General features: G+C 62.0%; 20 protein-coding genes. 11 read left to right on the top strand and 9 right to left on the bottom strand.

Features of this window, described 5'->3' with window-relative positions:
- Window positions 1–2: 2 nt before the first annotated feature.
- From hutG to hutI, 3 genes are read right to left on the bottom strand one after another with little or no spacing between them, the layout of a single operon-like run.
- Window positions 3–806, bottom strand: coding sequence for an N-formylglutamate deformylase (gene hutG / locus ATY29_RS36085; RefSeq protein WP_097534436.1), 804 nt, complete (start codon window positions 804–806; stop codon window positions 3–5).
- 49 nt (window positions 807–855) lie between these two features.
- Entirely contained in the window at window positions 856–2,391 is a 1,536-nt protein-coding gene (hutH, locus tag ATY29_RS36090; RefSeq protein WP_097534438.1) for a histidine ammonia-lyase, read from the bottom strand.
- Window positions 2,388–3,650, bottom strand: coding sequence for an imidazolonepropionase (gene hutI / locus ATY29_RS36095; protein WP_097534464.1), 1,263 nt, complete (start codon window positions 3,648–3,650; stop codon window positions 2,388–2,390). Before hutI ends, hutH begins: the two co-directional genes overlap by 4 nt.
- A 121-nt stretch (window positions 3,651–3,771) precedes the next feature.
- On the opposite strand from hutI, the gene ATY29_RS36100 reads away from it, so the two are divergent.
- Window positions 3,772–5,118, top strand: a complete 1,347-nt coding sequence (locus ATY29_RS36100) for a formimidoylglutamate deiminase (RefSeq protein WP_097534440.1) — start codon at window positions 3,772–3,774, stop codon at window positions 5,116–5,118.
- Between the two features lie 61 nt (window positions 5,119–5,179).
- Window positions 5,180–5,902 (top strand): histidine utilization transcriptional repressor HutC, encoded by a 723-nt coding sequence (gene hutC, locus ATY29_RS36105; protein WP_003563389.1) that lies wholly within the window; start codon window positions 5,180–5,182, stop codon window positions 5,900–5,902.
- 34 nt (window positions 5,903–5,936) lie between these two features.
- On the opposite strand, the gene hutC (ATY29_RS36110) is transcribed toward hutC (ATY29_RS36105), so the two are convergent.
- Window positions 5,937–6,692, bottom strand: coding sequence for a histidine utilization transcriptional repressor HutC (gene hutC, locus ATY29_RS36110; RefSeq protein ID WP_025419001.1), 756 nt, complete (start codon window positions 6,690–6,692; stop codon window positions 5,937–5,939).
- A gap of 194 nt (window positions 6,693–6,886) precedes the next feature.
- Here hutC (ATY29_RS36110) and ATY29_RS36115 point away from each other — a divergent pair, with 194 nt between their 5' ends.
- From ATY29_RS36115 to ATY29_RS36135, 5 genes are all read left to right on the top strand, one after another.
- On the top strand, window positions 6,887–7,729 hold the full coding sequence (locus tag ATY29_RS36115; protein ID WP_003563384.1) for a transporter substrate-binding domain-containing protein: 843 nt from the start codon (window positions 6,887–6,889) through the stop codon (window positions 7,727–7,729).
- A 105-nt stretch (window positions 7,730–7,834) separates the two neighbouring features.
- A complete protein-coding gene (locus ATY29_RS36120) occupies window positions 7,835–8,560 on the top strand; it encodes an ABC transporter permease (protein ID WP_003563381.1) in 726 nt (241 codons plus the stop codon).
- A 10-nt stretch (window positions 8,561–8,570) separates the two neighbouring features.
- Window positions 8,571–9,275 carry an ABC transporter permease gene (locus ATY29_RS36125; RefSeq protein WP_003563379.1) on the top strand — a complete coding sequence of 235 codons (705 nt, stop codon included), beginning with the start codon at window positions 8,571–8,573 and terminating at the stop codon, window positions 9,273–9,275.
- A 27-nt stretch (window positions 9,276–9,302) separates the two neighbouring features.
- Window positions 9,303–10,079 carry an ABC transporter ATP-binding protein gene (locus ATY29_RS36130; protein ID WP_003563377.1) on the top strand — a complete coding sequence of 259 codons (777 nt, stop codon included), beginning with the start codon at window positions 9,303–9,305 and terminating at the stop codon, window positions 10,077–10,079.
- A complete protein-coding gene (locus ATY29_RS36135; protein ID WP_097534442.1) occupies window positions 10,076–11,569 on the top strand; it encodes an HAL/PAL/TAL family ammonia-lyase in 1,494 nt (497 codons plus the stop codon). Before ATY29_RS36130 ends, ATY29_RS36135 begins: the two co-directional genes overlap by 4 nt.
- A gap of 13 nt (window positions 11,570–11,582) precedes the next feature.
- Here the strand turns inward: ATY29_RS36135 and ATY29_RS36140 are convergent, their stop codons facing one another.
- From ATY29_RS36140 to ATY29_RS36160, 5 genes are all read right to left on the bottom strand, one after another.
- Window positions 11,583–12,125 carry a hypothetical protein gene (locus ATY29_RS36140; protein WP_025418997.1) on the bottom strand — a complete coding sequence of 181 codons (543 nt, stop codon included), beginning with the start codon at window positions 12,123–12,125 and terminating at the stop codon, window positions 11,583–11,585.
- A gap of 203 nt (window positions 12,126–12,328) precedes the next feature.
- Window positions 12,329–13,117, bottom strand: coding sequence for a DUF481 domain-containing protein (locus ATY29_RS36145; protein WP_003563371.1), 789 nt, complete (start codon window positions 13,115–13,117; stop codon window positions 12,329–12,331).
- Between the two features lie 90 nt (window positions 13,118–13,207).
- The gene (locus ATY29_RS36150; RefSeq protein WP_097534444.1) at window positions 13,208–15,484 is read right to left on the bottom strand and encodes a tetratricopeptide repeat protein; all 2,277 of its coding nucleotides are present in this window, start codon (window positions 15,482–15,484) and stop codon (window positions 13,208–13,210) included.
- Window positions 15,485–15,556: 72 nt separating this feature from the next.
- Window positions 15,557–16,567 (bottom strand): HAD family hydrolase, encoded by a 1,011-nt coding sequence (locus tag ATY29_RS36155; protein WP_097534445.1) that lies wholly within the window; start codon window positions 16,565–16,567, stop codon window positions 15,557–15,559.
- Between the two features lie 87 nt (window positions 16,568–16,654).
- Window positions 16,655–18,325: an arylsulfatase gene (locus tag ATY29_RS36160; protein WP_003563365.1), complete on the bottom strand. Its 1,671-nt coding sequence runs from the start codon at window positions 18,323–18,325 to the stop codon at window positions 16,655–16,657.
- 297 nt (window positions 18,326–18,622) lie between these two features.
- Here ATY29_RS36160 and ATY29_RS36165 point away from each other — a divergent pair, with 297 nt between their 5' ends.
- From ATY29_RS36165 to ATY29_RS36180, 4 genes are all read left to right on the top strand, one after another.
- The gene (locus tag ATY29_RS36165) at window positions 18,623–20,515 is read left to right on the top strand and encodes a sensor histidine kinase (protein ID WP_003563364.1); all 1,893 of its coding nucleotides are present in this window, start codon (window positions 18,623–18,625) and stop codon (window positions 20,513–20,515) included.
- Window positions 20,512–21,144 carry a response regulator transcription factor gene (locus ATY29_RS36170; RefSeq protein ID WP_003563362.1) on the top strand — a complete coding sequence of 211 codons (633 nt, stop codon included), beginning with the start codon at window positions 20,512–20,514 and terminating at the stop codon, window positions 21,142–21,144. Before ATY29_RS36165 ends, ATY29_RS36170 begins: the two co-directional genes overlap by 4 nt.
- A 105-nt stretch (window positions 21,145–21,249) precedes the next feature.
- The gene (locus tag ATY29_RS36175; protein ID WP_003563360.1) at window positions 21,250–21,621 is read left to right on the top strand and encodes a response regulator transcription factor; all 372 of its coding nucleotides are present in this window, start codon (window positions 21,250–21,252) and stop codon (window positions 21,619–21,621) included.
- Window positions 21,622–21,916: 295 nt separating this feature from the next.
- Window positions 21,917–22,654, top strand: coding sequence for a phosphatase PAP2 family protein (locus ATY29_RS36180; protein ID WP_097534446.1), 738 nt, complete (start codon window positions 21,917–21,919; stop codon window positions 22,652–22,654).
- Window position 22,655 lies beyond the last annotated feature (1 nt).

A 22,655-nucleotide genomic window follows, 5' to 3' on the forward strand; every position in this document is an offset into this window, starting at 1 on the left:
CTTCAGCGTTTCAGGCCCGGTGCGATCTGTTCGATGCGCACCAGAATGTCTTTGAGATGGATGCGAAGCCTGTCGGCCTTGGCGGCGTCATAGGCGAAGGGCGGTGCCTCGGTCTGCAGATGGGTCGATTGCGCGAGCTCCATCTGGATCGCATGCACACCGGTCTCCGGCCGGCCGTAGTGGCGTGTCGTCCAGCCACCCTTAAAACGGCCGTTGAGCACGCTGTCGTAACCTTGCGCCGCTTGCGTGACGGTGAGCGTCGCCTGCTCGATGGCGCTGTCGCAGGTCTTGCCCATATCGGTGCCGATATTGAAATCCGGCAGCTTGCCTTCGAACAGGAAGGGGATATGCGAGCGGATCGAGTGGCAATCATAGAGAATCACAACGCCGTGAATTGCCCTGACGCGTTCGATCTCGGCGGCAAGTGCAGCATGATAGGGCGCATGAAAATCCCGCAGCCGCGCCGCGATATCGGCCGCATCAGGCGCTTGCCCATCCTTCCAGATCGCCTTGCCGTCGAAGTCCGTTTCCGGGACGAGGCCGGTGGTATTCTGGCCGGGATAGAGGCTCCCGCCCTCGGGATCGCGGTTGGCGTCGATCACATAGCGGTGGAAGGTGGCGCGCACCGTCGTGACGTCATCGAGCAGGCCGTCATAGAGCCGGTGGATGTGCCAGTCGGTATCGGCGAGGATCCGGCCATTGTCGTTGAGCCGCTCGGCGATATCAGTCGGCACATCGGTGCCGGTGTGCGGGAAGCCGAGGATGATGGGCGAGGTGCCCTGGCGGGTTTCGTATGGTGTGGTCACGGGTGAAACGCTCCGGCGTTGCGGGGTGCCAAGTGCAGAACCATCACGATCAACCCTCCAGAACCGGCAAGATGCCCGTCGAAACCGAGGCGTTCAGCGCGCCCGTCGCCACCAGTTCGGCGGCGGCGGCGAGGTCATTTGCCATGTAGCGGTCGGTCTCAAGGGCAGGAACTCTAGCGCGGATCGCGGCGATCGCCTTCAAGAGCTCCGGGCTGGTCGACAGCGGCGCGCGCAGTTCGACGCCCTGGGCGGCGGTCAGCGCCTCGATGCCGATGATGGCGAACAAGTTTTCGGTCATGCCGAGCAACCGGCGGGCGCCGTGGCAGGCCATGGAGACATGGTCTTCCTGGTTGGCCGAGGTCGGGGTCGAATCGACCGAGGCTGGGTGCGACATCTGCTTGTTCTCCGACATCAGCGCCGCCGAGGTGACCTCGGCGATCATCAGGCCGGAGTTCAGGCCCGGCTTCTTGGCGAGGAAGGCCGGCAGGCCGTAGGAGAGGGTGGGATCGACGAGCAGCGCGATGCGGCGCTGCGAAATCGCGCCGATCTCGCAGACGGCAAGCGCGATCTGGTCGGCGGCGAAGGCGACGGGCTCGGCGTGGAAATTGCCGCCTGAGACGACGGAGTTGTCCGAGAGCACCAGCGGATTATCGGTAACCGCATTGGCTTCGATCTCCAGCGTGCGGGCGACCGAACGCAAGAGATCGAGGCAGGCGCCGTCGACCTGCGGCTGGCAGCGGATGCAATAGGGATCCTGCACCCGCTCGTCGCCCTCGATATGGCTCTGGCGGATGACCGATTGTTCGAGCAGGGCGCGAAGGGCTGCTGCCGTGTCGATCTGGCCCTTATGGCCGCGCAGCGTATGAATGTCAGGATGGAAGGGCGCCGAAGAGCCCATGGCGGCATCGGTCGACATGGCGCCGGTGATCAGGGCCGCCTGGGCGGCGCGATGGGCACGGAAGAGGCCGGCAAGCGCCAGGGCTGTCGAGGTCTGGGTGCCGTTGATCAGCGCCAGGCCTTCCTTGGCGGCGAGCACGACCGGTTTCAGCCCCGCTCTTTCCAGAGCTTCAGCACCGGAAAGACGTTCGCCGGCGAAGAAGGCTTCGGCCTCGCCCATCATTACCGCCGCCATATGGGCGAGCGGCGCAAGATCGCCGGAGGCGCCGACCGAGCCTTTTTCCGGGATCAGCGGGATGACGCCTTTATCAAGCATGCCTTCGATCAGCCGCACCAGCTCCAGCCGCACGCCGGAGGCGCCGCGCCCGAGCGAGACCAGCTTCAACGCCATGATCAGCCGCACGATATTGTCGGGCAAGGGTGCGCCGACGCCGCAGCAATGCGACAGGATGAGATTGCGCTGCAGGGTGGCGACATCGGCGCTGTCGATCTTGATCGAGGCGAGTTTGCCGAAACCGGTATTGATGCCATAGACCGGAGCATTGCTGGCGGCGATCTCGGCGATGCGGGCGGCAGCCTTGTTTATGCCGGCATCGAAGGCGGGATCGAGTCTTGCCGGCGCACCCGTCCAATAGATGATTTCTAGATCCTTGAGCGAGACGGAGCCCGGGTGGAGGGTGATGGTCATCGACCGTTCCTTTCGCCCTTGAAGAGACGTGTGTGAAGTGGGTTGAAGCCGATGCGATAGACGAGCTCGGCGAGGCTTTCGACATTCCAGACGGCGAGGTCGGCGGACTTGCCGGGTTCGAGCGTTCCGGTCTTGTCGAGCAGACCGAGTGCCCGGGCGCCCTCACGGGTGGCGCCGGCGATGCATTCCTCGACGGTGAGGCCGAACAGCGTCGCCGACATGTTCATGGTCAGCAGCATCGAGGTCAGCGGCGAGGTGCCGGGATTGCAGTCGGTGGCGATCGCGATCGGCACGCCCGCCTGGCGCAGTGCTTCCACCGGCGGCTTCTGTTTCTCGTGGATGGCGTAGAAGGCGCCGGGCAGGAGCACGGCGACAGTGCCGGCTGCGGCCATCGCGGCAACGCCGTCTTCGTCGAGATATTCCAGGTGATCGGCCGAAAGCGCGCCGTAGGATGCGGCGAGTTTGGCGCCGCCGAGATTGGAGAGCTGCTCGGCATGCAGCTTGACCGGCAGGCCGAGCCCCTTGGCCTTGTCGAAGACACGGCCGATCTCGGCCGTCGAAAAGGCGATACCTTCGCAGAAGCCGTCGACGGCATCGGCAAGGCCGAGATTATGCACATCGTCGAGGCCGGGCAGAACGACATCATCGAGATAGTCGCCGTTGCGGCCCTTGTATTCCACCGGGGTCGCATGCGCGCCGAGATAGCTGGTGGCGACGCGCACCGGCCTGATATGGCCGAGCAGGCGCGCACTCTGCAGCATCTTTATTTCGCCGGCCCGGTTCAGCCCATAGCCGGACTTCACTTCGATCGTCGTGACACCTTCGGCAAGCAACGTGTCGAGCCGCGGCAGCGCCTCGGCGACCAGATCTTCGACCGACAGCGCATTGGTCGCCTTCACCGAGGAAACGATGCCGCCCCCGGCTCGCGCAATTTCTTCATAGGTCGCGCCGGCAAGGCGCATCTCGAATTCGCGGGCGCGATTGCCGCCGTGAACGATATGGGTGTGGCAGTCGACGAGACCGGGGGTGACCCAGCGGCCTTCGAGATCGACGATCTCGGACCGTTCGATGGCGGCCGCCGGCAGGTCGCTTTCAGCGCCGGCAAAGGCGATGCGGCCGTTTTCGACCAGCACTGCGCCCTTTTCGACGATGCCGAGCCCCGCTTTGTCAGGAGCAAGCGTGGCCAGCCGCGCATTGCGCCACAGCGCCGGCCGGATGTTGGCGGATGGGCTTCCTTCTGAAAAATTGTTCCCGGTCATCAGCTTTGCGCCTTTCCTTATGCCAAAACATGTATATACATAATCAACAGGTGACAAGAGAAATTTTGCGCGCTTTTCTGGAAAAGAAAGATCGGCGGCGCGGCAGGAGGAGAAGACGGCCATGACCACACTTCACGCAGAGACAGCGCTCACCCCGCAAGGCTGGCAGAAGAATGTGCGGCTGACGGTTGAGGCCGGGCGCATCGCCCGGGTCGTATCAGGCGTTTCCGCAGCACCCGGTGATGAGCGCCATGCCCTGATCGTTCCCGCCATGGGCAACCTGCACAGCCATGCCTTCCAGCGAGCCATGGCCGGTCTTGCCGAAGTGCGCGGGCCTGCAAATGACAGCTTCTGGAGCTGGCGCACCGTCATGTACAAGTTTGCCCTGGCGATGACGCCCGATCATGTCGAGGCGGTCGCTGCCAAGCTCTACGCGGAAATGCTGGAGGCGGGGTTTTCCCGCGTCGGCGAATTCCACTATCTCCATCATGACCGGGATGGCGGCGCTTATGCCAATATCGCCGAGCTTGCCGAACGCATCGGGGCGGCGAGCCAAGAGTCCGGCATCGGCTTGACGCTGCTGCCGGTCTTTTATGCCCATTCCGGCTTCGGCGGCGCCGCGCCGATCGACGGCCAGCGACGCTTCATCAATTCGCTCGACAGCTTCGAAAGGCTGATGGAGGGATGCCGGGCGCTGACCGGCCGGCTCGACGGCGCCGAACTCGGGCTGGCGCCACACAGCCTGCGCGCCGCAACGCCTGAGGAACTGGCAAGGCTGGTGCCGATGGCGGGCGACGGCCCGATCCATATCCACGTCGCCGAACAGGTGAAGGAAGTCGAAGACTGCATCGCCTGGTCGGGCGCCCGGCCGGTGGAATGGCTGCTCGAGCAAATGCCGGTCGATGAGCGCTGGTGCCTGATCCATGCGACGCACATGACCGAGGACGAGACGCGGCGGATGGCGAAGAGCGGCGCGATTGCCGGCCTTTGCCCGATCACCGAAGCCAATCTCGGCGATGGCGCCTTTGCCGCGCCGCTCTTCCTCGAAGAGGGCGGGCGTTACGGCATCGGTTCGGATTCCAACGTGCTGATCTCGGTACCGGAGGAATTGCGCCAGCTCGAATATTCGCAGCGCCTGGCGCTTCGCGCCCGCAATGTCGTGGCCGCACCCGGCGGCTCGACGGCGCTTTCGCTCTTCACCCACGCCCTTGCCGGCGGCGGTGCCGCGCTGAAAGCGCCGGCCGGTCTCGTAGAAGGCTTTCATGCCGATCTCGTTTCGCTCGATACGTCAGCCATTCCCTATCTCTCGGGCGACCAGATCCTCGATCACTGGCTGTTTGCCGGCGGCATTTCCGTCGATTGCGTCTGGGCACGCGGCCGCAAGCAGGTGGAAGGCGGCCGCCATATCGGGCGCGACGCCATCGACCGGCGGTTCCTCGCTGCGATGGGCGAATTGCTGGCGGCCTGATAAAGCACTTTTCCTTTCAGGGCATTCGATCTAGAGCGGGGAGACCAATCGGAACGTGGCGATGAACCAAAGCAGGGATCTGACCTTGCATCAGCGCATCCTCGGCGAGATCGAGGGCCGTATCGTCTCGGGCGATTGGCCGCCGGGGCATCGTATTCCCTTCGAGGTCGATCTCGCCACGCAGTATGACTGCTCGCGCATGACAGTGAACAAGGTGCTGACCCAACTCGCCAAGGCCGGGCTCATCGAACGGCGCAAGAAATCCGGCAGCTTCGTCACCCAGCCGCAGGCGCAATCGGCGGTTCTCGAAATCCACGACATCAAGGCCGAGGTGCAGTCGCTGAACCTGCCCTATTCCTATGCCGTTTCCAAGAAGGCGAGCCGCAAGGCCAAGGCGGAAGACAGAAGCCGGCTGGAATTGCCGGCGGCGTCCTCGGTCGTCGAGGTCGTCTGCATCCACAATGCCGGGGCGCGGCCCTTCTGCCTGGAGGAGCGGCTGATCAGCCTTGAGACCGTACCTGAGGCCGCCGATGCCGATTTTCTAACGGTGGCCCCGGGGCCCTGGCTGCTCAATCAGGTGCCATGGAGCACGGCTGAACACCGGATCCACGCCGTTTCTGCCAATGCCGAACTGGCCGCGGCCCTCGATATCGCGCGCAATACGGCCTGCTTGGTGGTCGAACGCCGCACCTGGAGCGGCGCTGGCCCGGTGACCCATGTACGCTTCACCTATCCCGGCGACCGCCACGCACTGGTGGCGCGTTTCACGCCGGCTTCGCAATAGTCGCCATGTTCCATATACAACATGGCGACTGTTTTCATTCCTCGAACATCTTACCGCTGCGGGCTTCAAGCCGGTAGCGATAGCCGGGATAGACGAGGCGGGCGGTCGACACCACCTGTTTTGCCGACCATGTACGCCGGCGGATCGTCAGGCACGGCTCGGTCTTCAGGATGGTCAGCAGCTTGCATTCCCAGGCCTGCGGCATTGCCGCCTCGACGACGTGTTCGGAGCCGCTGAGCGGGGCGGCCGCCGTCAGATAGGCATTCGGCGTCAGGGTGGTGAAATCCTGGTGGAGATATTCGGGCGCGGCCTCCGGATGGACGAAACGGTCCTCGATCTGCACCGGAACGCCATTTTCGCTGTGCACGATCAGCGAGTGGAAGACCGCCGCGCCGATTTCAAGTTCGAGCGCGTCGGCGATCTCGGGGGAGGCGGTTTCCTGGGCCAGAACGACGACGGAAGCCTCATGGACGTGGCCACGTTCGGCGATTTCCTCGGCGATGTTGCGCACTTCGAACAGCGCCGAATAGCCCTTGCGCTCCGCCACGAACGAGCCGACGCCCTGGATGCGGACAAGTTCGCCTTCATTGGCGAGTTCGCGCAGCGCCCGGTTTGCGGTCATCTTGCTGACGCCGAGCTCGACGACCAGCTCGTTTTCCGACGGTACGCGGTATTTCGGCGGCCATTCGCCGCTATGGATGCGGTCGAGGATCACCTGCTTGACGCCGGCATAAAGCGGCGTGCTATCATTTTCCGCCAGCTCACGCTTCATTTCCCCGGGACGCTTCATTGCCTATTCCTTTTGCACGAATGCAATTCGCCGCATAAACCGACTTTCCTCTTGCATATCACAAAATATCTCATATGGTACCATATACAACCTCCCAATCGGTCCTGGACACAGAAATAGGACGGAAAGGGCAAGCCGGCGAAGATCGGCGTGGTGCCGCAAGGTCTGTTTCAACTCCAGAGGAGAATTCATCAATGAAATTCAGCACAATCCTGTTTTGCGGCGTCGCCGCTCTTTCCGCTTTCGCAGCGCCCGCCTTTGCCAAGGACTGGACGAAGGCGACCATTACGCTCGAAGGCGCCTATGCGCCGTGGAACCTCACCAATGCCGACGGCACGCTCGGCGGCTTCGAGCCGGAGCTTGCCAAGGTGCTCTGCGAACGCGCCAAGATCGAATGCACGCTGGTCGCTTCCGACTGGGACGGCATGATCCCGGCGCTCAACGCCGGCAAGTTCGACGTCATCATGGATGCACTGTCGATCACCGAAGAGCGTAAGCAGGTTATCGGCTTCACCATTCCTTATGCCGCCACCCCTGCTGCCTTCGCCACCGCCAAGGACAGCCCGCTCGCTAAGGCCGCCGGCACCGGCGCCACGATAAAGATGACGCCCGGCCAGACCGGCGTGAAGGAAATCGATGCGCTGAAGGCTGCTTTCAAGGGCAAGACGATCGGCATCCAGGCAGCGACCGTCTACGCCAAGTTCGTCTATGACAATTTCGGCGACATCGCCGAGATTCGCGAATACAAGACCGGCGCCGACCGCGACCTTGACCTGCAGAACGGCCGCATCGACCTCGGCTTCGACGATGCCGTGTATTTCGCCAATGCGTTCAAGTCCGCCAACGACACGCTTGATTTCACCGGTCCGGAGATCGTCGGCTCGATCTGGGGCGAGGGCGAAGGTCTCGGCATCCGCCAGGCCGATACGGATCTGCGCGACAAGTTCAATGAGGCGATCAAGTCGACGCTTGCCGACGGCACCGTCAAGAACCTCTCGATGAAGTGGTTCAAGGTCGACGTCAGCCCGCAGCAATAAGCGTTTCGGCCTTTCGGCCGCAAACACCTGTCTCCGGCTTTATCGCCGGAGACAGCATGTTATTGTCAATCCACAAAACGCTGCCGCGGACGGGGAACGGACGACATGGCAAGTTTGGAACTGCTTGGCTTCGGCTCGACCGGATGGGGCGCGCTGCTTATTCTCGCCACCTTGATGACGCTGGCCGTCACGGCGACGGCGCTTGCGATCGGCGCGGTGCTCGGCGCGATCGTCGCGGCGGCAAAACTCTCGGGCAACCCTGTCTTCGTGGCATTCGGCAATGTCTATACGACCGTGTTTCGCGGCGTGCCGGAACTGCTGATCATCTATCTCATCTATTTCGGCGGCTCCTCGGCCATCACCTCGATCGGCAAGGCGATGGGCTACGAAGGATTCCTCGGCCTGCCTTCCTTTGCCGCCGGGGCGCTTGCCGTCGGCATCATTTCCGGCTCCTATCAGGCGGAGGTGTTCCGCGGCGCCTTCCTCGCCATTTCCAAGGGCGAGCTGGAAGCGGCCTCGGCGATCGGCATGCATCGCGGCCTGCGCTTTCGCCGCATCATCATGCCGCAGGTGCTGCGGCTGGCCATTCCGGGCCTCGGCAATGTCTGGCAGCTCAGCCTCAAGGATTCGGCGCTGATCTCCGTGACCGGCCTTGCCGAACTGATGCGCACCAGCCAGGTGGCGGCGGGCTCGACCCGGCAATATTTCCTGTTCTTCATTGCCGGCGGCTGCCTCTACCTGATCCTGACCAGCCTTTCCGACCGCATCTTCAACCGCGCCGAACGCCGGGCCAATCGCAGCATGCCGGCATCGGCCATGGGCCAGGCGTAAGGAGGCGACGATGGATTTCACCTTTCTTGCTTCGACCATGGTAACCCTGCTCAAGGCGGTGCCGACGACGCTGATCCTGTTTTCGCTATCGATCTTCTTCGGCGGCGTGCTGGCGCTCGTCATTGTCTCGATGCGGGTCAGCGGCAACCCCGTGCTTTCAGGGTTCGCCAAGGGCTACATCTTCGTCTTCCGCGGCTCGCCGCTGCTGATCCAGATGTTCCTGGTGTTCTACGGCCTCGGCCAGTTCGGCGTCATCCGCTATTCCTTCCTCTGGCCATTCCTGCGCGAGCCGATGGTCTGCGCCGTGCTGTCGCTGGCGCTCTGCACCGCCGGCTACACGGCGGAGATCTTTCGCGGCGGCATCCGCGCCGTCTCGCCGAAGGAGATCGAGGCGGCGCGCTCGATCGGCATGTCCGGCTTCCTGCTGGTGCGCCGCATCCTGGCGCCGATCGCCTTCCGCCATGCGCTGCCGGCCTATTCCACCGAGATCGTGCTGATGATGAAATCGACGGCGCTCGCAAGCCTCGTCACCGTCTGGGAGGTCACCGGTGTCGCCCAGCGGCTGATCTCGCAGACCTACCGCACGATGGAAGTCTTCCTCTGTGCGGCGATCATCTATCTCGTGCTGAACTTCATCATCCTGCAGGGCATGGCCCTGCTCGAATATTCGCTGTCCCGACACCGCCGCGCGGCCCCGCAGCCGCTGAAGGCATAGGCAGTTTTTGACCTGATTGGAGCAATCATGCCAGGCGTTACCAGACTTTCGGTCCGCAATATCCGCAAGAGCTTCGGCACGCACGAGGTCTTGCGCGGCATTTCCCTCGATGCCGAGGACGGCGACGTGATTTCGCTGCTCGGCGCTTCCGGCTCCGGAAAATCGACGTTCCTGCGCTGCATCAACATGCTCGAAACAGCCAGCGACGGCGAGATCTGGGTCGACGGCGAGCATATTGAAATGGTTCACAAGAACGGCAAGTCGAAGCCGGCCAGCCAGAAGCAGGTGGATCATATCCGCTCCGAACTCGGCATGGTGTTCCAGTCCTTCAATCTCTGGTCCCATATGACCATCCTGCAGAACGTCATCGAAGGTCCCGTTCATGTGCTGAAGCGGCCGCGCGCCGACTGCATCGCCGAGGCTGAGGCACTGCTCGAAAAGGTCGGCATCGCAGATAAGCGTCATGCCTATCCCGCCCATCTCTCCGGTGGCCAGCAGCAGCGCGCCGCAATCGCCCGCGCTTTGGCGATGAAGCCGAAGGTCATGCTCTTCGATGAGCCGACCTCGGCGCTCGATCCGGAACTTGTCGGCGAAGTGCTGCGCGTCATGCGCGCGCTTGCCGAGGAGGGCATGACCATGCTCGTCGTCACCCATGAGATGAGCTTTGCCCGCAACGTCTCGAACCGCGTCGTCTTCATGCGTCAGGGACTGATCGAAAGCAGCGGCAAGCCCGATGAGATGTTTACCGGCGGCGCCACGCCCGCCTTCCGCCAGTTCATCGGCCATTTCGGAAGCGGTCAATGACCATCACCATCGATGAAGTGCTGACCTGGCGCGATGTCGCGTGCGTTGGGGCAGGGGCTGCGCTTGCGCTGTCGCCGGCCGCCTGGGCGCGCGTCGAGCAGGCAAGCCACATCGTCGCCAGCATCGTTGAATCAGGCGTGCGTGCCTATGGCGTCAATACCGGTGTCGGGGCGCTCGCCGACACGGTGGTCGACCGGGCCTCGCAGAGCCTGTTGTCGCGCAGCATCGTGCTCAGCCATGCCTGCGGCGTCGGCCCATTGCTCGATGCCCGCGCGGTGCGCGCCATTATTGCCGCTCAGATCGCCAATTTCGCCCACGGCCATTCCGGCGTGCGGCGCGAGATCGTCGAGCATCTTGCGGCCCTGCTGGAACATGACTGCATTCCCGACGTCCCATCGAAAGGCTCGGCGGGTTATCTCACCCACAACGCCCATACGGCGCTCGTCCTCATCGGCGAAGGCAGCGCCACGCTCGGCGGCCAACGCATGAGCGGTCGCGCGGCACTGGCGGCGATCGGCCTCGAACCGCTGGTGCTCGGCGCCAAGGAAGGGCTTAGCCTTGTCAACGGCACGGCCTGTGCCACCGGTTTAACTGCCGTCGCACTTTTGCGCACCGAACGGCTGCTCGATTGGGCCGATGCGATCGCGGCGCTGACGCTGGAAGCGGCGGGCTGCCAGATCGCCGCCTTCGACGCGGCGGTGCTGAAGCTGCGCCCGTCCGCCGGGATCGAAAAGGTCGGGGCGACACTACGCGCCCGCCTTGGCGGCAGCGGCCTTGTCGCCGCCGCCTTCGGCCGGCGCACCCAGGATGCGCTCAGCCTCCGTTCGGTGCCGCATGCCCATGGCGCCGCCCGCGACGTCTTCGACAATTCCGCCCGCATCGCCGATCAGGAACTGGCCTCGGTGACGGACAATCCTGCGGTCTCAGGCACGCCGGAGCGGCCGATCGTCTCCTCGGAGGCACATGCCGTCGCCCCGGCGCTCGGGCAGGCGGCCGATAGCCTGGCGATTGCGCTCGCGCAAATCGGCGCGATCAGCGAACGGCGTATGGACCGGCTGGTCAATCCGCTGGTGAGCGGCCTGCCGCCGTTTCTGGCAAGCGACGCCGGCAGCCATTCCGGCTTGATGATCGCCCAATATACCGCAGCAGCGCTCAGCAACGAAAACCGCCGCCTTGCCGCACCCGCGGCCATGGATGGCGGCCTCACCTCGGGCCTGCAGGAGGATTTCCTCGCCCATCCGACAGCTGCCGTCGGCAAGCTGCTCGCGGTCGTCGACAATGCCGAATATATCCTGGCGATCGAGCTGATGGCCGCCGCCCAGGCGCATGATTTCCTGGCGGCGACGGCGCCGCGGGCGCCAGGTACGGATCTCGTCTATCGGGCTGTGCGGGAGCGTATCTCCCATTATGGCGACGAGCGGCCGCTCAACGGTGATATCGAGGCCGTGCGCAGCCTCATCCGCGAGATAGCGCCGCCGCCGATGGATTGAATTGTGCAGACCGTCAGAATGGCTTGCTGGTGTCGGAATCCTGCTTCGGCTTTCCGCCGGCTTCCAGCCGCTTGAGGCACTGGCGATAGGTTGGATAGAGCTGGTCCACCCGCGAGAGCGGCAGCGTCCAGTCGCCTTCGTCGCCGGCAAAGGTCAGTTGCACGTCAGGGGTTCCTGAAAAGGAATTCTTGATGATCTTCTTCAGTCCGCCGTTTCCTTTGCTCGCCGGTGGCCAGAGGCGAAGCGTCGTCTTGTCGAAGAATTCGGCGGCAACCACTTTCGTCACGTTGCGATCGGTCAGCGTCACCTCTGTCGTGGTGCCGGCCGGAATGTCCCAGCTGGTCTTGGTCACCAGCCAGAAGGTCTCGGTGGCGCTCTGACGGAATTCCATTGTCTTGCCGAGTTCGCTGTCCCACAGCAGCCGGCAATAGGCAGGGCTCTCGTTCGCAAAGCCGACCGACCATTGCCGCGCACCGCCCATCCATTCGGTCTCGCCGAAGGCTGCGACCGGCTGCAGGACGGATGCCATCAGAACCATCGCGGTCAGAATTTTCATCGCGGAAATCTTCTCCAGGACAATCGGCTCCAGCGGTAGCAAAAGAAGGTTGAGCTTTTGCTACCAAAGCGTCGCGCGACTTTTCGCGTACAACAACGCAGTCGCAACTGGTGCGTCCTGGGCGTCGTCATTCCCGCTCCCGAAGAACGCCAGAAGCACACTGAAGGATAATCGCTAGCAGTACGAAGTTCGTCAGTCCGGCGTCAGAACCGGATGGCGACTCCGAAGATCGGCCCTTGCTGGACAACGTCGAAGACGAAGCCGTCATTGTCGTAATTGACGCCCAGTGCACGATACCCGGCGACCGCCGAGATGCTGTTGTTGAACTTGTAGCCGAGGCCCAACGCTACGTCCCAGTCGAGATCGGCGCCGCCGGCACCCACCAGACCCCATCCCGTAAGATAGATTTCAGGCGTGAAGAAGTAGTTTCCTCTGACGCCAGCGACGGCATCGACCCATGTCGCGCTGTCTTCGACATCCACTCCGGCCAGGATGCCGCCATTGAAGGAGATCTCGGTTTCGACCGACCAGACCTTCATGCCGCCGACCACGTCCAGATGGCCATTTTGGTCTTCGAGCACGGCGTAACCGACGCCAAGAAATCCCGCGAAGGTCTTCGATGTCACATCGACGTTGTCGGCAAGGATGCCGGCAGGGGTGTCGGCGTCGGCACCGAGCTTGGTGTAGATCACGTCACCAACGATGCTGAAGCGATCGTACCTTGCTTCCCCAGCCGCCATGAAAGCGAAGTCGAGGTTTTTGAGGATATCGCCGAAATCCGGGTCGATATGAACTTCCGGAAGCCCAAACTGCCCAATATCGCCGGATATGCCGGCAGCCCAGAAATAGGGAGCGAAGGTGAATTCCCAGCCGCTCTGGCTCTCGACTGTTTTTGCTTCCGGCGTAAGCGGCGTTATATCGGCGGCGTTGCCGACCGACGCAGCGGAGATCCCCGCCAACAACAGAATGGCACGCAAGTATATGGCTTTCATGAGAATCCCCCGATCTCGTTTGTCGCCTCGGCACTGCTTTCCCGAGTCAGCACTGTGCAGCGAGAAGTAGATTTGGACAAGCTTGAATACCTATTTTCCGTTGATTGCTTGCTTCAACTGCCCAATGAGGTCCGAAATCTGCTGATCCTGGGGCCTCAGTCGCGCCAGATCTTCCGCGTGTTCCAGCGCCTGTGGCAAGCGTCGAAGCTTGAGACTGTATTGGAGTGCCAGGCCCACGATGTCGGCGCCCCCGCCCGCCGCCCAAACATCGAGTCTGCCTAGTGCCTCTTCCGTCCGGCCAGCGGAATCGAGCGCGACGGCAAAGGTCGTCTTGTAGCGGGAGCTTTGCGGATCAAGCCGCACCGCTTCTTCGAGTTCCACTATCGCTTCGGTCAATGCCTGCTTGCGCACCAGGGATAGCGCATGTCCGTAACGCAGACCCGCGCGTTCGGGCGCGATCCGGATCGCTTCGGCATAAGTCTGCTCCGACTTGTCGTTTCGGCCGGTGGCGCGGTAGAACTCGGCGAGATTGATGCGCATTGCCTCCAGTGTCGGGTCGAGCGAAATCGCCCGTCGAAAGGCGGCTTCGGCCTCGACCGTATGCTGTTGGGCGAACAGGAAGAAGCCAAAGTTGCTTTGTGTCTCCGCGACGTCGCCATTCGTTTCGACATAGGCGCGAAGGTCGGCGACAGCGGCTTCGAAATGGGTTCGCCGATTGCCGAAAAGGTCGGGAGGGGTGCCGGCGAGTGCATTGGCGGCCGCAACCCGCACCGCACGCGTTGCATCGTCCACCAGATTGCCGATCGCCTCCAGCCTCTGCTCCGGCGCAATGTTGCCTGCCGCTTCCGCAGCACCGAGCCTGACGAGCGGATCTGTATCGGCTGCGGCCGTTCGTATGGCGGCGGTGACGTCCATGCCGCCAGTCCCACTCAGTGCGACGATGGCGCTTCCCCTGACAATTCCTGCCTGACCATGGTCACTGACAAGCGCACGCAGAGCCTCAACTGCGGTCTGATCGCCATTCGCAGCTCCGGCAAAGGCATGGGCGCTCGACGGGCGTTTGCGCCATTGCGTTCCGTACCATCCGTCCATCGTCTCGGCTGCCCAATCATCGGTTCTGCCGACATGACAGGTCGTGCACGCATTCGGCGTTCCGAGGGTCGCCGACAGGTCGGGCCGGGGGATGACGAAGGAGTGATCTCGGCGCGGATCGACCTTCATGTAGGCGCGTTCCGGCATGTGGCAGTTGGCGCATTGCGCTCCGATCGAGCCAGCCTGGTGGCGGGTGTGCGCGGGAGTGTCGAACAGGCCGCTCGGGTCCTGGTTGACGAAACGTTCCGGCTTCGTTGCGGTGTGGCATTGCGTGCATAGTGCATTGCCCTCGGCCTTCAGGCCAGCATCGTGCGGCCGATGACAGTCGAGACAGGTCACGCCCGCCCTTGCCATCTTGCTTTGCTGAAACGAACCATATTCGAAGACCTCGTCGAGTATCTGCCCGTCCGGGAAATAAAGATCCTGTCGGAGCAGGGCGGGGGAGAAATAGTCGAGAAACGGCTTTCCCGGCTGATAGCCGTCCAGCAGCCTGGTGCGCCTGGCATGGCAGGCAAAACAAATGCCTGCATCGACTTTCGGCAGAGCTGTATCCGGCTTGACCGAGGATGATGCGTTGGCGGATTGCGCGGAAGCAACGTGCTTGGCGCCCGGGCCATGACAGGACTGACAACCGATGCCGGTGGCGACGTAGGTCGACTTGTATTCGTTGGTCTGCGGTTGAAAATTCGCCTGGGGATCGGTCGAATGACAATCGATGCAGGTGCGGTTCCAGCGATAGAAGGGACCTGTCCAATGATAGGTCGAACCCGGTATTGCCGGGGTGCTGTCGCCGAGCCAGAACCACTGTCGTCTGGCCGTATCCCAGGCGATGTCGAGAGCCTGCAGCCGTCCGCCTCCGATGTCGACGAGATACTGCTGCAAGGGGTTGTAGGCAAAGGTATATTTGACCTCGAACTCGGCATGGCCGCCGTCCGCACCCTCGGTGCTGACGAAGAAGCGGCCGTCGCGGCGCGTGAAGGTCGTGACGACGCCGTCATGTTCAACGCTGCTATTGTTGAAATCGCCGCGCACTGTTTCGTCTTTGGCAAGCGCCATGGCCTTTGCATGGTGGGAGTTCGAAAATGCCGCGGCCTGATCGGCGTGGCAGGATGCGCACGTCCCTTCGTCCACGAAACCCTCGTGGATCGCTATTCGCGGGTCGGCCCCGGATGTCGAGATGTCGTCAGTGGCAAGGCTGCGCCCGGCAGGCGCGAGCAACAGGAAAAGCAGGACAGCTATTCCTCTCACCGCTGCTGACCGAACAGATGCTGCCACTCAATCGCTCCTTGTTGACGTTTTAGAAGGTCGGGGTCGCCATGGTTCAAACCTCTGGCGTGAGGCGCAGTCCTAGTCCTTGAACACCTGCTTCCAGTCGGCCTTCATATCGACGACGGTCCAGCCGGTGATCGCGGCCGCATCGAGCGCCTTGTCGAGGCGGCCGAATTCGGTATCGCGGTCGTAGGCGTATTCGCGCGCCGCATCTGTATGATGGATTAGCACGCCGAGCCTGGCAGGCCCGCCGGCCATGGTCGTCCATTGCAGCATTTGGAGATCTCCGTCGGAATTGCCGAAGGCGGCAATCGGCCGCCGGCCGATCTGCTGGTTGATCCCGACGGGTTTGCCGGCCTTGTCATCGATGAAATTGACTTCAGGAAGCCGAAAGAGGGTCGGCGTGTCGTCCTCCATCCTGAACTCGGTCTTGATCGACGAACCGACGACCTGCTCCGGTGGGATGCCGTAGACCTTTTCCGCCCAGGGACGCATGAGCTCGACGCCGCCGCCTGAAACGATGAAGGTCTTGAAGCCGTTGGCGCGGAGATAGGCGAGAAGCTCGATCATCGGCTGGTAGACGAGTTCGGTGTATGGCCGCTTGAATTTAGGGTCGCGTGCCGAAGCCAACCAATCGATCACGATCTTCTGAAAGTCGCTGGTGGTCATTCCGGCATGCGTCGTCATGATGAGCTCCACAAGGCCCTTTTCGCCGGACGCCGCGAGCGCCTTCATATCGCCTTCGAGCACTGCCTTGAACGGCTGCGTTTCCTTCCATTCCGGATGTTGCGGAGCAAGCGACTTCACTCGGTCCAGGGCGAACGCGAGTTGCGTATAGATCGGATGTTCGACCCACAGGGTTCCATCATTGTCGAACACGGCGATACGCTCCGCTTCCGGAACGAAGTCGGCTGAATCCGGTTTTGTCACCTTTTCGACGAAGGAGATTATCGCTTGCTTCGGTGCCGTGTCATTCCACGAAGGCAACGCGTCCGTTTGGGCAACCGCCAACGTCGCGGCAAAAAAGCATACTGCGGCGGCGAGCGCGACACCTCGGGAAAAATGCAGGAAATTACGGGCCGAAATCATCGCGAAGCCTCCACCGACAACGTGCAGCAATCTTGAACTGGGAGTGTATATACGGCAGCCCCGGATCCCTCCGGGGCTGTCACGGACCTAGTTTCCGGTCGGAGGCGTGATATTGACCCCCTCCTTGCCCAGTTGCTCACGAACCGACTCCAACATCTGATACTTGGAGAGTTCGATCGGACCGTCGTAACCCATGCTCTGCAGCTTGCGCGGGGGGTACTCGACATAGGTTTTCATGAGGTCCTTGATCGCTGCAGAGATGGAGACCAATGTCCAGGTATGTTCGGTATAGTTGTTCATGAAGACGTCGTAGCGTTCTTGCGGATCCTGCAGCAGATCGAACACCTGGGGCACGATGGCGACATAGGACTGGGCACCCTTCCAGCCAAGATTGGTATCAACAGCCAGACCGCCCGTGGCCTGCCCATTGTCACCGCGCAGGTTAAACACGGCCTTGTAGTTGCCGACGCGGGCAGCACCCGGCGTCAGTTCGTTTTCGGTAAAGTAGAACCAGTTTTTGCGGGCCGATTTTCCCGTCCCCAGCAGGATCGGTGTCATGTCGTAACTATCGAAGATAATCGGTTTATCTTCGCGGTCCTTTGTGGGCAGCGGCACGCCGCCGGCTGCGGCAAAGGTCGCCATTAGATCGAGACCGCCGACGATGTCGTGATTTTTCACGTCATGTTTGATCTTGCCGGGCCAGACAGCGATCGCGGGAACACGGTTGCCGCCTTCGCGCACCGTGCCTTTTGTACCACGGAATGGCGTGTAGCCAGCGTCCGGATAGACGTCTTGCCAAGCGCCGTTATCGGTCGTGTAAAAAACCAGCGTATTTCTGTCCATGCCGGTCTCACGCAGCTTGTCCATGATCCTGCCGATGCGTGTATCCAGCTCCACGACGGAGTCCGCATACTTGCTCTTCGAGATCGATTTGCCCTGGAACTCCGGGGCTGGCATGTTCGGCTGGTGCACTTTCATGAAATTGACGTTGATGAAGAAAGGCTGATCCGGTGCCTTTGCGGCTTCATCAAGAAAGCCCAGCGCCGCTTTCTCGACATAGCCGTCGAAGAACGGAATGCCGACAACGCCTTCCTTGCCGTCGATCACCGGCGTATCGACATACTGGCCGTTGATCTTGAAGTCCTCCTTTACCTCGCCTCCGGCCTTGCCGGACAGCGAGCCCGTCGTCACTTTCTGGAACAGAGCGCGGGTTTCCGCATCCATGTCCGGGAACCAGGTCGGATCGGCATAGGTGTAGGCATTGAGGTGATAGAGGCCGACATACTTCATTTCGTCGTAGCCCTGCGCGATCGGCAATGCATAGTCCGCCTCGCCAAGGTGCCATTTACCGGTGAAATAGGTGTGATAGCCACCGCGCTTCAGCACGGAGGCGAGCGTCCATTCCGCTGCAGGCAATCCGCCACCCTGGCCTTGAAAGGCGACCGTCGTCATGCCGCTGCGATTGGGAATGCGTCCCGTCTGCATGGCGGCGCGGCCAGGCGTGCAGCTCGGCTGGGCGTAGAAGGAAAAAAAGGTCATACCTTCGTCGGCCAGCTTGTCGATGTTCGGGGTCGGCATCCCGCGGCCCTCACCTCCGCCGTAAGGCCCGAGATCGCCGTAGCCGGTATCATCCGAGACGATGAACAGGATGTTGGGTTTTCGTTGGGAGTCCTGCGCTTGCAGGGGCGAGGCTGCGCACCAGAGAACGGTGGATGTAGCCAGTGCTCCCATGCAGCGGATAAGGATTCTGCTGTTCATTTCAAATCCCTCCGTTGGCGTTCTTGAATGACGGAGCCGCTCGCGGCAAAGGCTGCGATTGCATGCGTCGATTCAACTAGACTGCTTTGAAAAATTAAGATCCTGCCGGAACTGCCTCCGGCGAGTTGCTAAGCCGGCCGCATCTCTGCCCCGGCCCGCTGAATTCTAACGAATGCTGCCTTCGCCCGATATTGTACTTTAGGGAATCTCTTGATGCGGTGGCAATCGGCAGTAGTAATGCGTAGATGACGCCGCAGCGGGAAGCTGTTATTGTCGCCCGGCTTTGGGGGAAAGCGGATGGGCTTGGGCGAATGGTCAGGTCGATTATGCTGGACCGCCTTGTTGTTGGCGGTGGCAGCCCTGGATGCGTCCGGTGGTCAAGCCGCATCCTCCGACACCTCGTTTGCCATCATCGACCGAGTTCCCCGCGTCCTCGTCCTTTATCCCTATGATGAGAGGATCGCGGCGACGACCGCTGCCGGGGAGGCGCTGCGGAGCCGCTTGCTGGAGGCGACAAACGGCAAGATCGACCTGTTTTCAGAGTTCCTGGATCTGTCGCGGTTTCCGGAAGGTGGCCATGTCCCGCGCATGGCACGATATCTCGGCGAGAAATACGCGGCGCGCCGCCCGGACGTTGTTGTGGCCCTCGGCAAGGAATCGGCGAGCTTCGTAACCGCGAACCGCAGCATGATCGCTCCTGGCGCAAAGATCGTCGCCGCCGGTTTCGGCACTGCCACGGCCGAGAAGATAGACTTGCCGGATGACGTAGTCGGAGCCTTCGCGACATTCGATATTCTGAAGACGGCCGAGATGGCCCGCAGCCTGCAGCCCGATGCGCGCCATCTCTACATTGTTGGCGGTTCGTCCGACTTCGACCGCGGCTGGCTGACGACGGCCCGTGCGGCTCTTAGGGAGTTCTCGAAGTCCTACGAGACGACCTATCTGGAAGATCTGACGATCGACGAGTTCGTCGAGCGGGCATCGCGTGTGCCGTCCGACAGCATCATTCTGGCATTGACGGTCTTCACGGACAGGGCAGGGCGCAATTTCATTCCGCGCGATGCCATCAGGCAGATCGCAGCGACCGCCAGCGCGCCTGTCTACGGACCCTATCAGACCTACATCGACTATGGCGTCGTCGGTGGCAACACCGTCACATTCGAAGCCCTGGGCCGGACCGTCGGCGACCTCGTCATCGATGCAATTGCTGGTAAGACGGTGTCGGATATCGAAGCGCCCCAGACATATCTCGCCGATGCGCGGCAACTCCAGCGATGGGGGCTTGCCGAAAAGGATCTGCCGCCGGGCACTGTCCAGATGCACAGGGAGAGGAGTGTCTGGCAGGAACACTGGGTCGTGTTGGTGGCGGGGAGCGGCCTCGTGCTGGCACAGGCCACCATCATCTCGGTGCTCCTGCTCGAGCGGAGGCGGCGCCGCGACGCCGAGCGCAGTTCGCGCTTGCACTTGCTCGAAGCCGTCCATCTCAACCAGTCCGCGACGGCCGGGGCGTTGTCCTCGTCGATCGCTCACGAACTGAACCAGCCCCTCTCGGCCATCCGCAACAATGCCGAGGCAGCGTCGGTGCTGCTTCGAAGCGAGAGCCCCGATCACGAGCTAATCCAGCAGATTCTTCTCGATATCCAGGAGGACGATCAGCGCGCAGGCGATATCATCAGCCGAATGAGAGGACTGCTCAAGAAAAGAAGCGAGATCGATTGGCAGGAGTTCGACCTGAACGATGTCACGTCGAGCGCAATCCACATCATTCACGGCGAGGCAGAACGACGCGGAATTACACTGACATCAAACCAACTGCCCGGTGAGCTGCCGGTGCGTGCCGACAAAGTTCATGTGCAGCAGGTCATCCTCAACCTGGCGACCAACGCGATGGATGCCATGCTGGAGGCCGTCCCGGCCGGGAGAACGCTCACTTTTGCAACAGGCCTGGCGAACGAGAAGGTGGAGCTCCGGGTCTCCGACACGGGAGACGGCATTCCCGCGGAGAGACTGATCCGCATCTTCGAACCGTTCTACACCACCAAGCAGGCGGGGACCGGGCTGGGTCTTTCCATAGCCCGCGCCATCGTAGAGACCTATGGCGGCACTATCTGCGCCGACAACCGCCCCGAAGGCGGGGCAGTCTTTCGCATGATCCTGCCTCTCGCCCACGCGGAGGAACGATCGAGATGAAACCTGTCATTCATATCGTCGATGACGACAAGTCCTACCGGACGGCAACCGCGAGGCTGCTTTCCGCACATGGTCTCAAGGTCGAAGCCTACGAGTCCGGAGACCAGTTTCTCGCCCGCTTTTCCGCCTGCGAGCCGGGCTGCGTACTTCTCGACCTCCAGATGCCTGGCCAGTCCGGCCTGCAGATCCAACGCCGCCTGTGCGAGTTGGCGCCGCTATTGCCGGTCGTATTCCTGACGGGGGAAGGAGACATCAAGACAAGCGTCGAGGCGATGAAGGCGGGCGCCAGGGATTTTTTGGAGAAGAGTTCGAGCGCGGCGGCATTGATGGAGGCGATCGATCGAGCTCTCATCCAATATGAAAGACAGCGGGCCGGACACGATCGCCTTCAGGCCCAGCGAGCGCTGGTGGCGGAGCTTAGTCCGCGCGAAGCCGAAGTGTTCCGGTTGTTCATTCGCGGGCGTCTCAACAAGCAGATCGCTTATGCGCTCGGCATCTCGGAGCGGACGGTGAAGGTGCATCGCCATCAGGTCATGGAAAAGCTTGGCGTAAGCTCGCTGGCCGAGGCGGTGTCGATCGCGGCGAATATCGGTCTCATCGACCAGGATACGGAATCCCCGGCGGGGTGATCGGATCCTCCTTCCCCTTAGGGCAATATCAATCGACCTCCAACTGGCCTAATTTGGCCAGGAACCGTTAATCTCTCATGTGTTCGAAAGAGGAGGGGGCATGAGGTGGAGAACCTTCCCCGCACGGTCGCTGTCGTCGATGATGACGCAAGCCTGCGGCGCAGCCTCGGGCGACTTCTCAACGCCTACGGTTTTCTGGCCGAGGAATATGCATCCGCCGAGGCCTTTCTCGCTCGCGAGCGCAAAACGGCGATACACTGCCTTGTCCTTGATATCGACCTCGGTGGCATGTCGGGCATCGATCTCCAACGCAGGTTGAAGGCCGAGGGGACAAACCTTCCGGTGATTTTCATCACGGCGTTGGAAACCGCTTCGGTAAAGGCGGAGGCAGAAAAGGTGGGCTGCGTTGCCTATCTGCAGAAGCAATTTTCCGGAGCCACGCTCATTGCGGCTATCAACAAGGCTTTGGGATTGTGAGCTGATCGAAGCTGTAGACGTTGCGCTGTCGAAGGACGACGGTTTGTTCGATCGCCGCTTGATGGTGTGCGGCAGTACCGCGTCTTGCCGACCCAGCTCCCACAGTCCTTATCAGGACTCGACCGGATCAATGCGCTTCCCTATCTCAATGGTGTCGATGAACTATGCACGGCGGCCCCGCCAGGCGTAGAGACCCGCTTGAGGAGCATCGTTGAACGCAGCTGGGCTTGAATCCTGAGTTTGCATTGACGATTTCGCGAAGACCGAGATGAGTAAAAGGAGCTCGACGGCACGCATGACTGATGTTCAACGACGAGGTTTTGTAACAAGGCTTACCGCCTATGAGCCGTTGACGCTCATTATGCTGGCATCCGTCGCAGGAGGACTGTTCGTGCTCCAGCGATTGACGAGCGAGGTCCTGGAAGGGGAGACGTTCCGCTTCGACGAGGCGATCCTGCTGGCGCTGCGGCGCCCGGGCGAGCTTGGCGTGCCGGTCGGCCCCGCCTGGCTGACCCATGCCGTCGGCGACATCACCAGTCTCGGCGGCGTCACCGTGCTGACGCTGATGACCGTTCTCGTCACCGTCTACCTTCTGCTCGACCGGCGCTGGCCGATCGCGATCTTCGTTTTTTCCTCGGTGCTGACGGGCTGGCTGGCGAGCACGCTCCTGAAGATCCTGGTCGCACGGCCGCGTCCCGATATCGTGCCGCATCTCGTCGAGGTCAGCGATCTCAGCTTTCCCTCCGGACACGCCATGGTCTCGGCGGTGACCTATCTAACCCTCGGCGCGTTGCTGGCGCGCACGCAGCGATACCCCTCGACGCGGATCTTCGTCATGGGCGCCGGGGTCTTCCTGGCTGTGATCATCGGGCTCAGCAGGATCTATCTCGGCGTCCATTATCCGACGGACGTTTTCGCCGGATGGTGTGCCGGTGCGCTGTGGGCGCTCGGCTGCTGGCTGATCTCGAAACGGTTCGTCCCGAGCCGCGCACCAGATGATGCCCACACGATCGCAAACGGCGACGGCGGATAGC

Origin of the sequence: Rhizobium hidalgonense, from assembly GCF_002914525.1 — a bacterium.
GTDB lineage: Bacteria > Pseudomonadota > Alphaproteobacteria > Rhizobiales > Rhizobiaceae > Rhizobium > Rhizobium hidalgonense.

What these genes read in the sequence shown, in the direction of transcription:
- ATY29_RS36135 (WP_097534442.1), top strand. Translation starts at nt 10,076, where the DNA reads ATGACCATCACCATCGATGAAGTGCTGACCTGGCGCGATGTCGCGTGC.
- ATY29_RS36120 (WP_003563381.1), top strand. Translation starts at nt 7,835, where the DNA reads ATGGCAAGTTTGGAACTGCTTGGCTTCGGCTCGACCGGATGGGGCGCG.
- ATY29_RS36140 (WP_025418997.1), bottom strand. Translation starts at nt 12,125, where the DNA reads ATGAAAATTCTGACCGCGATGGTTCTGATGGCATCCGTCCTGCAGCCG.
- ATY29_RS36180 (WP_097534446.1), top strand. Translation starts at nt 21,917, where the DNA reads ATGACTGATGTTCAACGACGAGGTTTTGTAACAAGGCTTACCGCCTAT.
- hutI (WP_097534464.1), bottom strand. Translation starts at nt 3,650, where the DNA reads ATGACCGGGAACAATTTTTCAGAAGGAAGCCCATCCGCCAACATCCGG.
- ATY29_RS36100 (WP_097534440.1), top strand. Translation starts at nt 3,772, where the DNA reads ATGACCACACTTCACGCAGAGACAGCGCTCACCCCGCAAGGCTGGCAG.
- ATY29_RS36115 (WP_003563384.1), top strand. Translation starts at nt 6,887, where the DNA reads ATGAAATTCAGCACAATCCTGTTTTGCGGCGTCGCCGCTCTTTCCGCT.
- ATY29_RS36155 (WP_097534445.1), bottom strand. Translation starts at nt 16,567, where the DNA reads ATGATTTCGGCCCGTAATTTCCTGCATTTTTCCCGAGGTGTCGCGCTC.
- hutC (WP_025419001.1), bottom strand. Translation starts at nt 6,692, where the DNA reads ATGAAGCGTCCCGGGGAAATGAAGCGTGAGCTGGCGGAAAATGATAGC.
- ATY29_RS36165 (WP_003563364.1), top strand. Translation starts at nt 18,623, where the DNA reads ATGGGCTTGGGCGAATGGTCAGGTCGATTATGCTGGACCGCCTTGTTG.
- hutH (WP_097534438.1), bottom strand. Translation starts at nt 2,391, where the DNA reads ATGACCATCACCCTCCACCCGGGCTCCGTCTCGCTCAAGGATCTAGAA.
- hutC (WP_003563389.1), top strand. Translation starts at nt 5,180, where the DNA reads ATGAACCAAAGCAGGGATCTGACCTTGCATCAGCGCATCCTCGGCGAG.
- ATY29_RS36145 (WP_003563371.1), bottom strand. Translation starts at nt 13,117, where the DNA reads ATGAAAGCCATATACTTGCGTGCCATTCTGTTGTTGGCGGGGATCTCC.
- ATY29_RS36170 (WP_003563362.1), top strand. Translation starts at nt 20,512, where the DNA reads ATGAAACCTGTCATTCATATCGTCGATGACGACAAGTCCTACCGGACG.
- ATY29_RS36125 (WP_003563379.1), top strand. Translation starts at nt 8,571, where the DNA reads ATGGATTTCACCTTTCTTGCTTCGACCATGGTAACCCTGCTCAAGGCG.
- ATY29_RS36160 (WP_003563365.1), bottom strand. Translation starts at nt 18,325, where the DNA reads ATGAACAGCAGAATCCTTATCCGCTGCATGGGAGCACTGGCTACATCC.
- ATY29_RS36130 (WP_003563377.1), top strand. Translation starts at nt 9,303, where the DNA reads ATGCCAGGCGTTACCAGACTTTCGGTCCGCAATATCCGCAAGAGCTTC.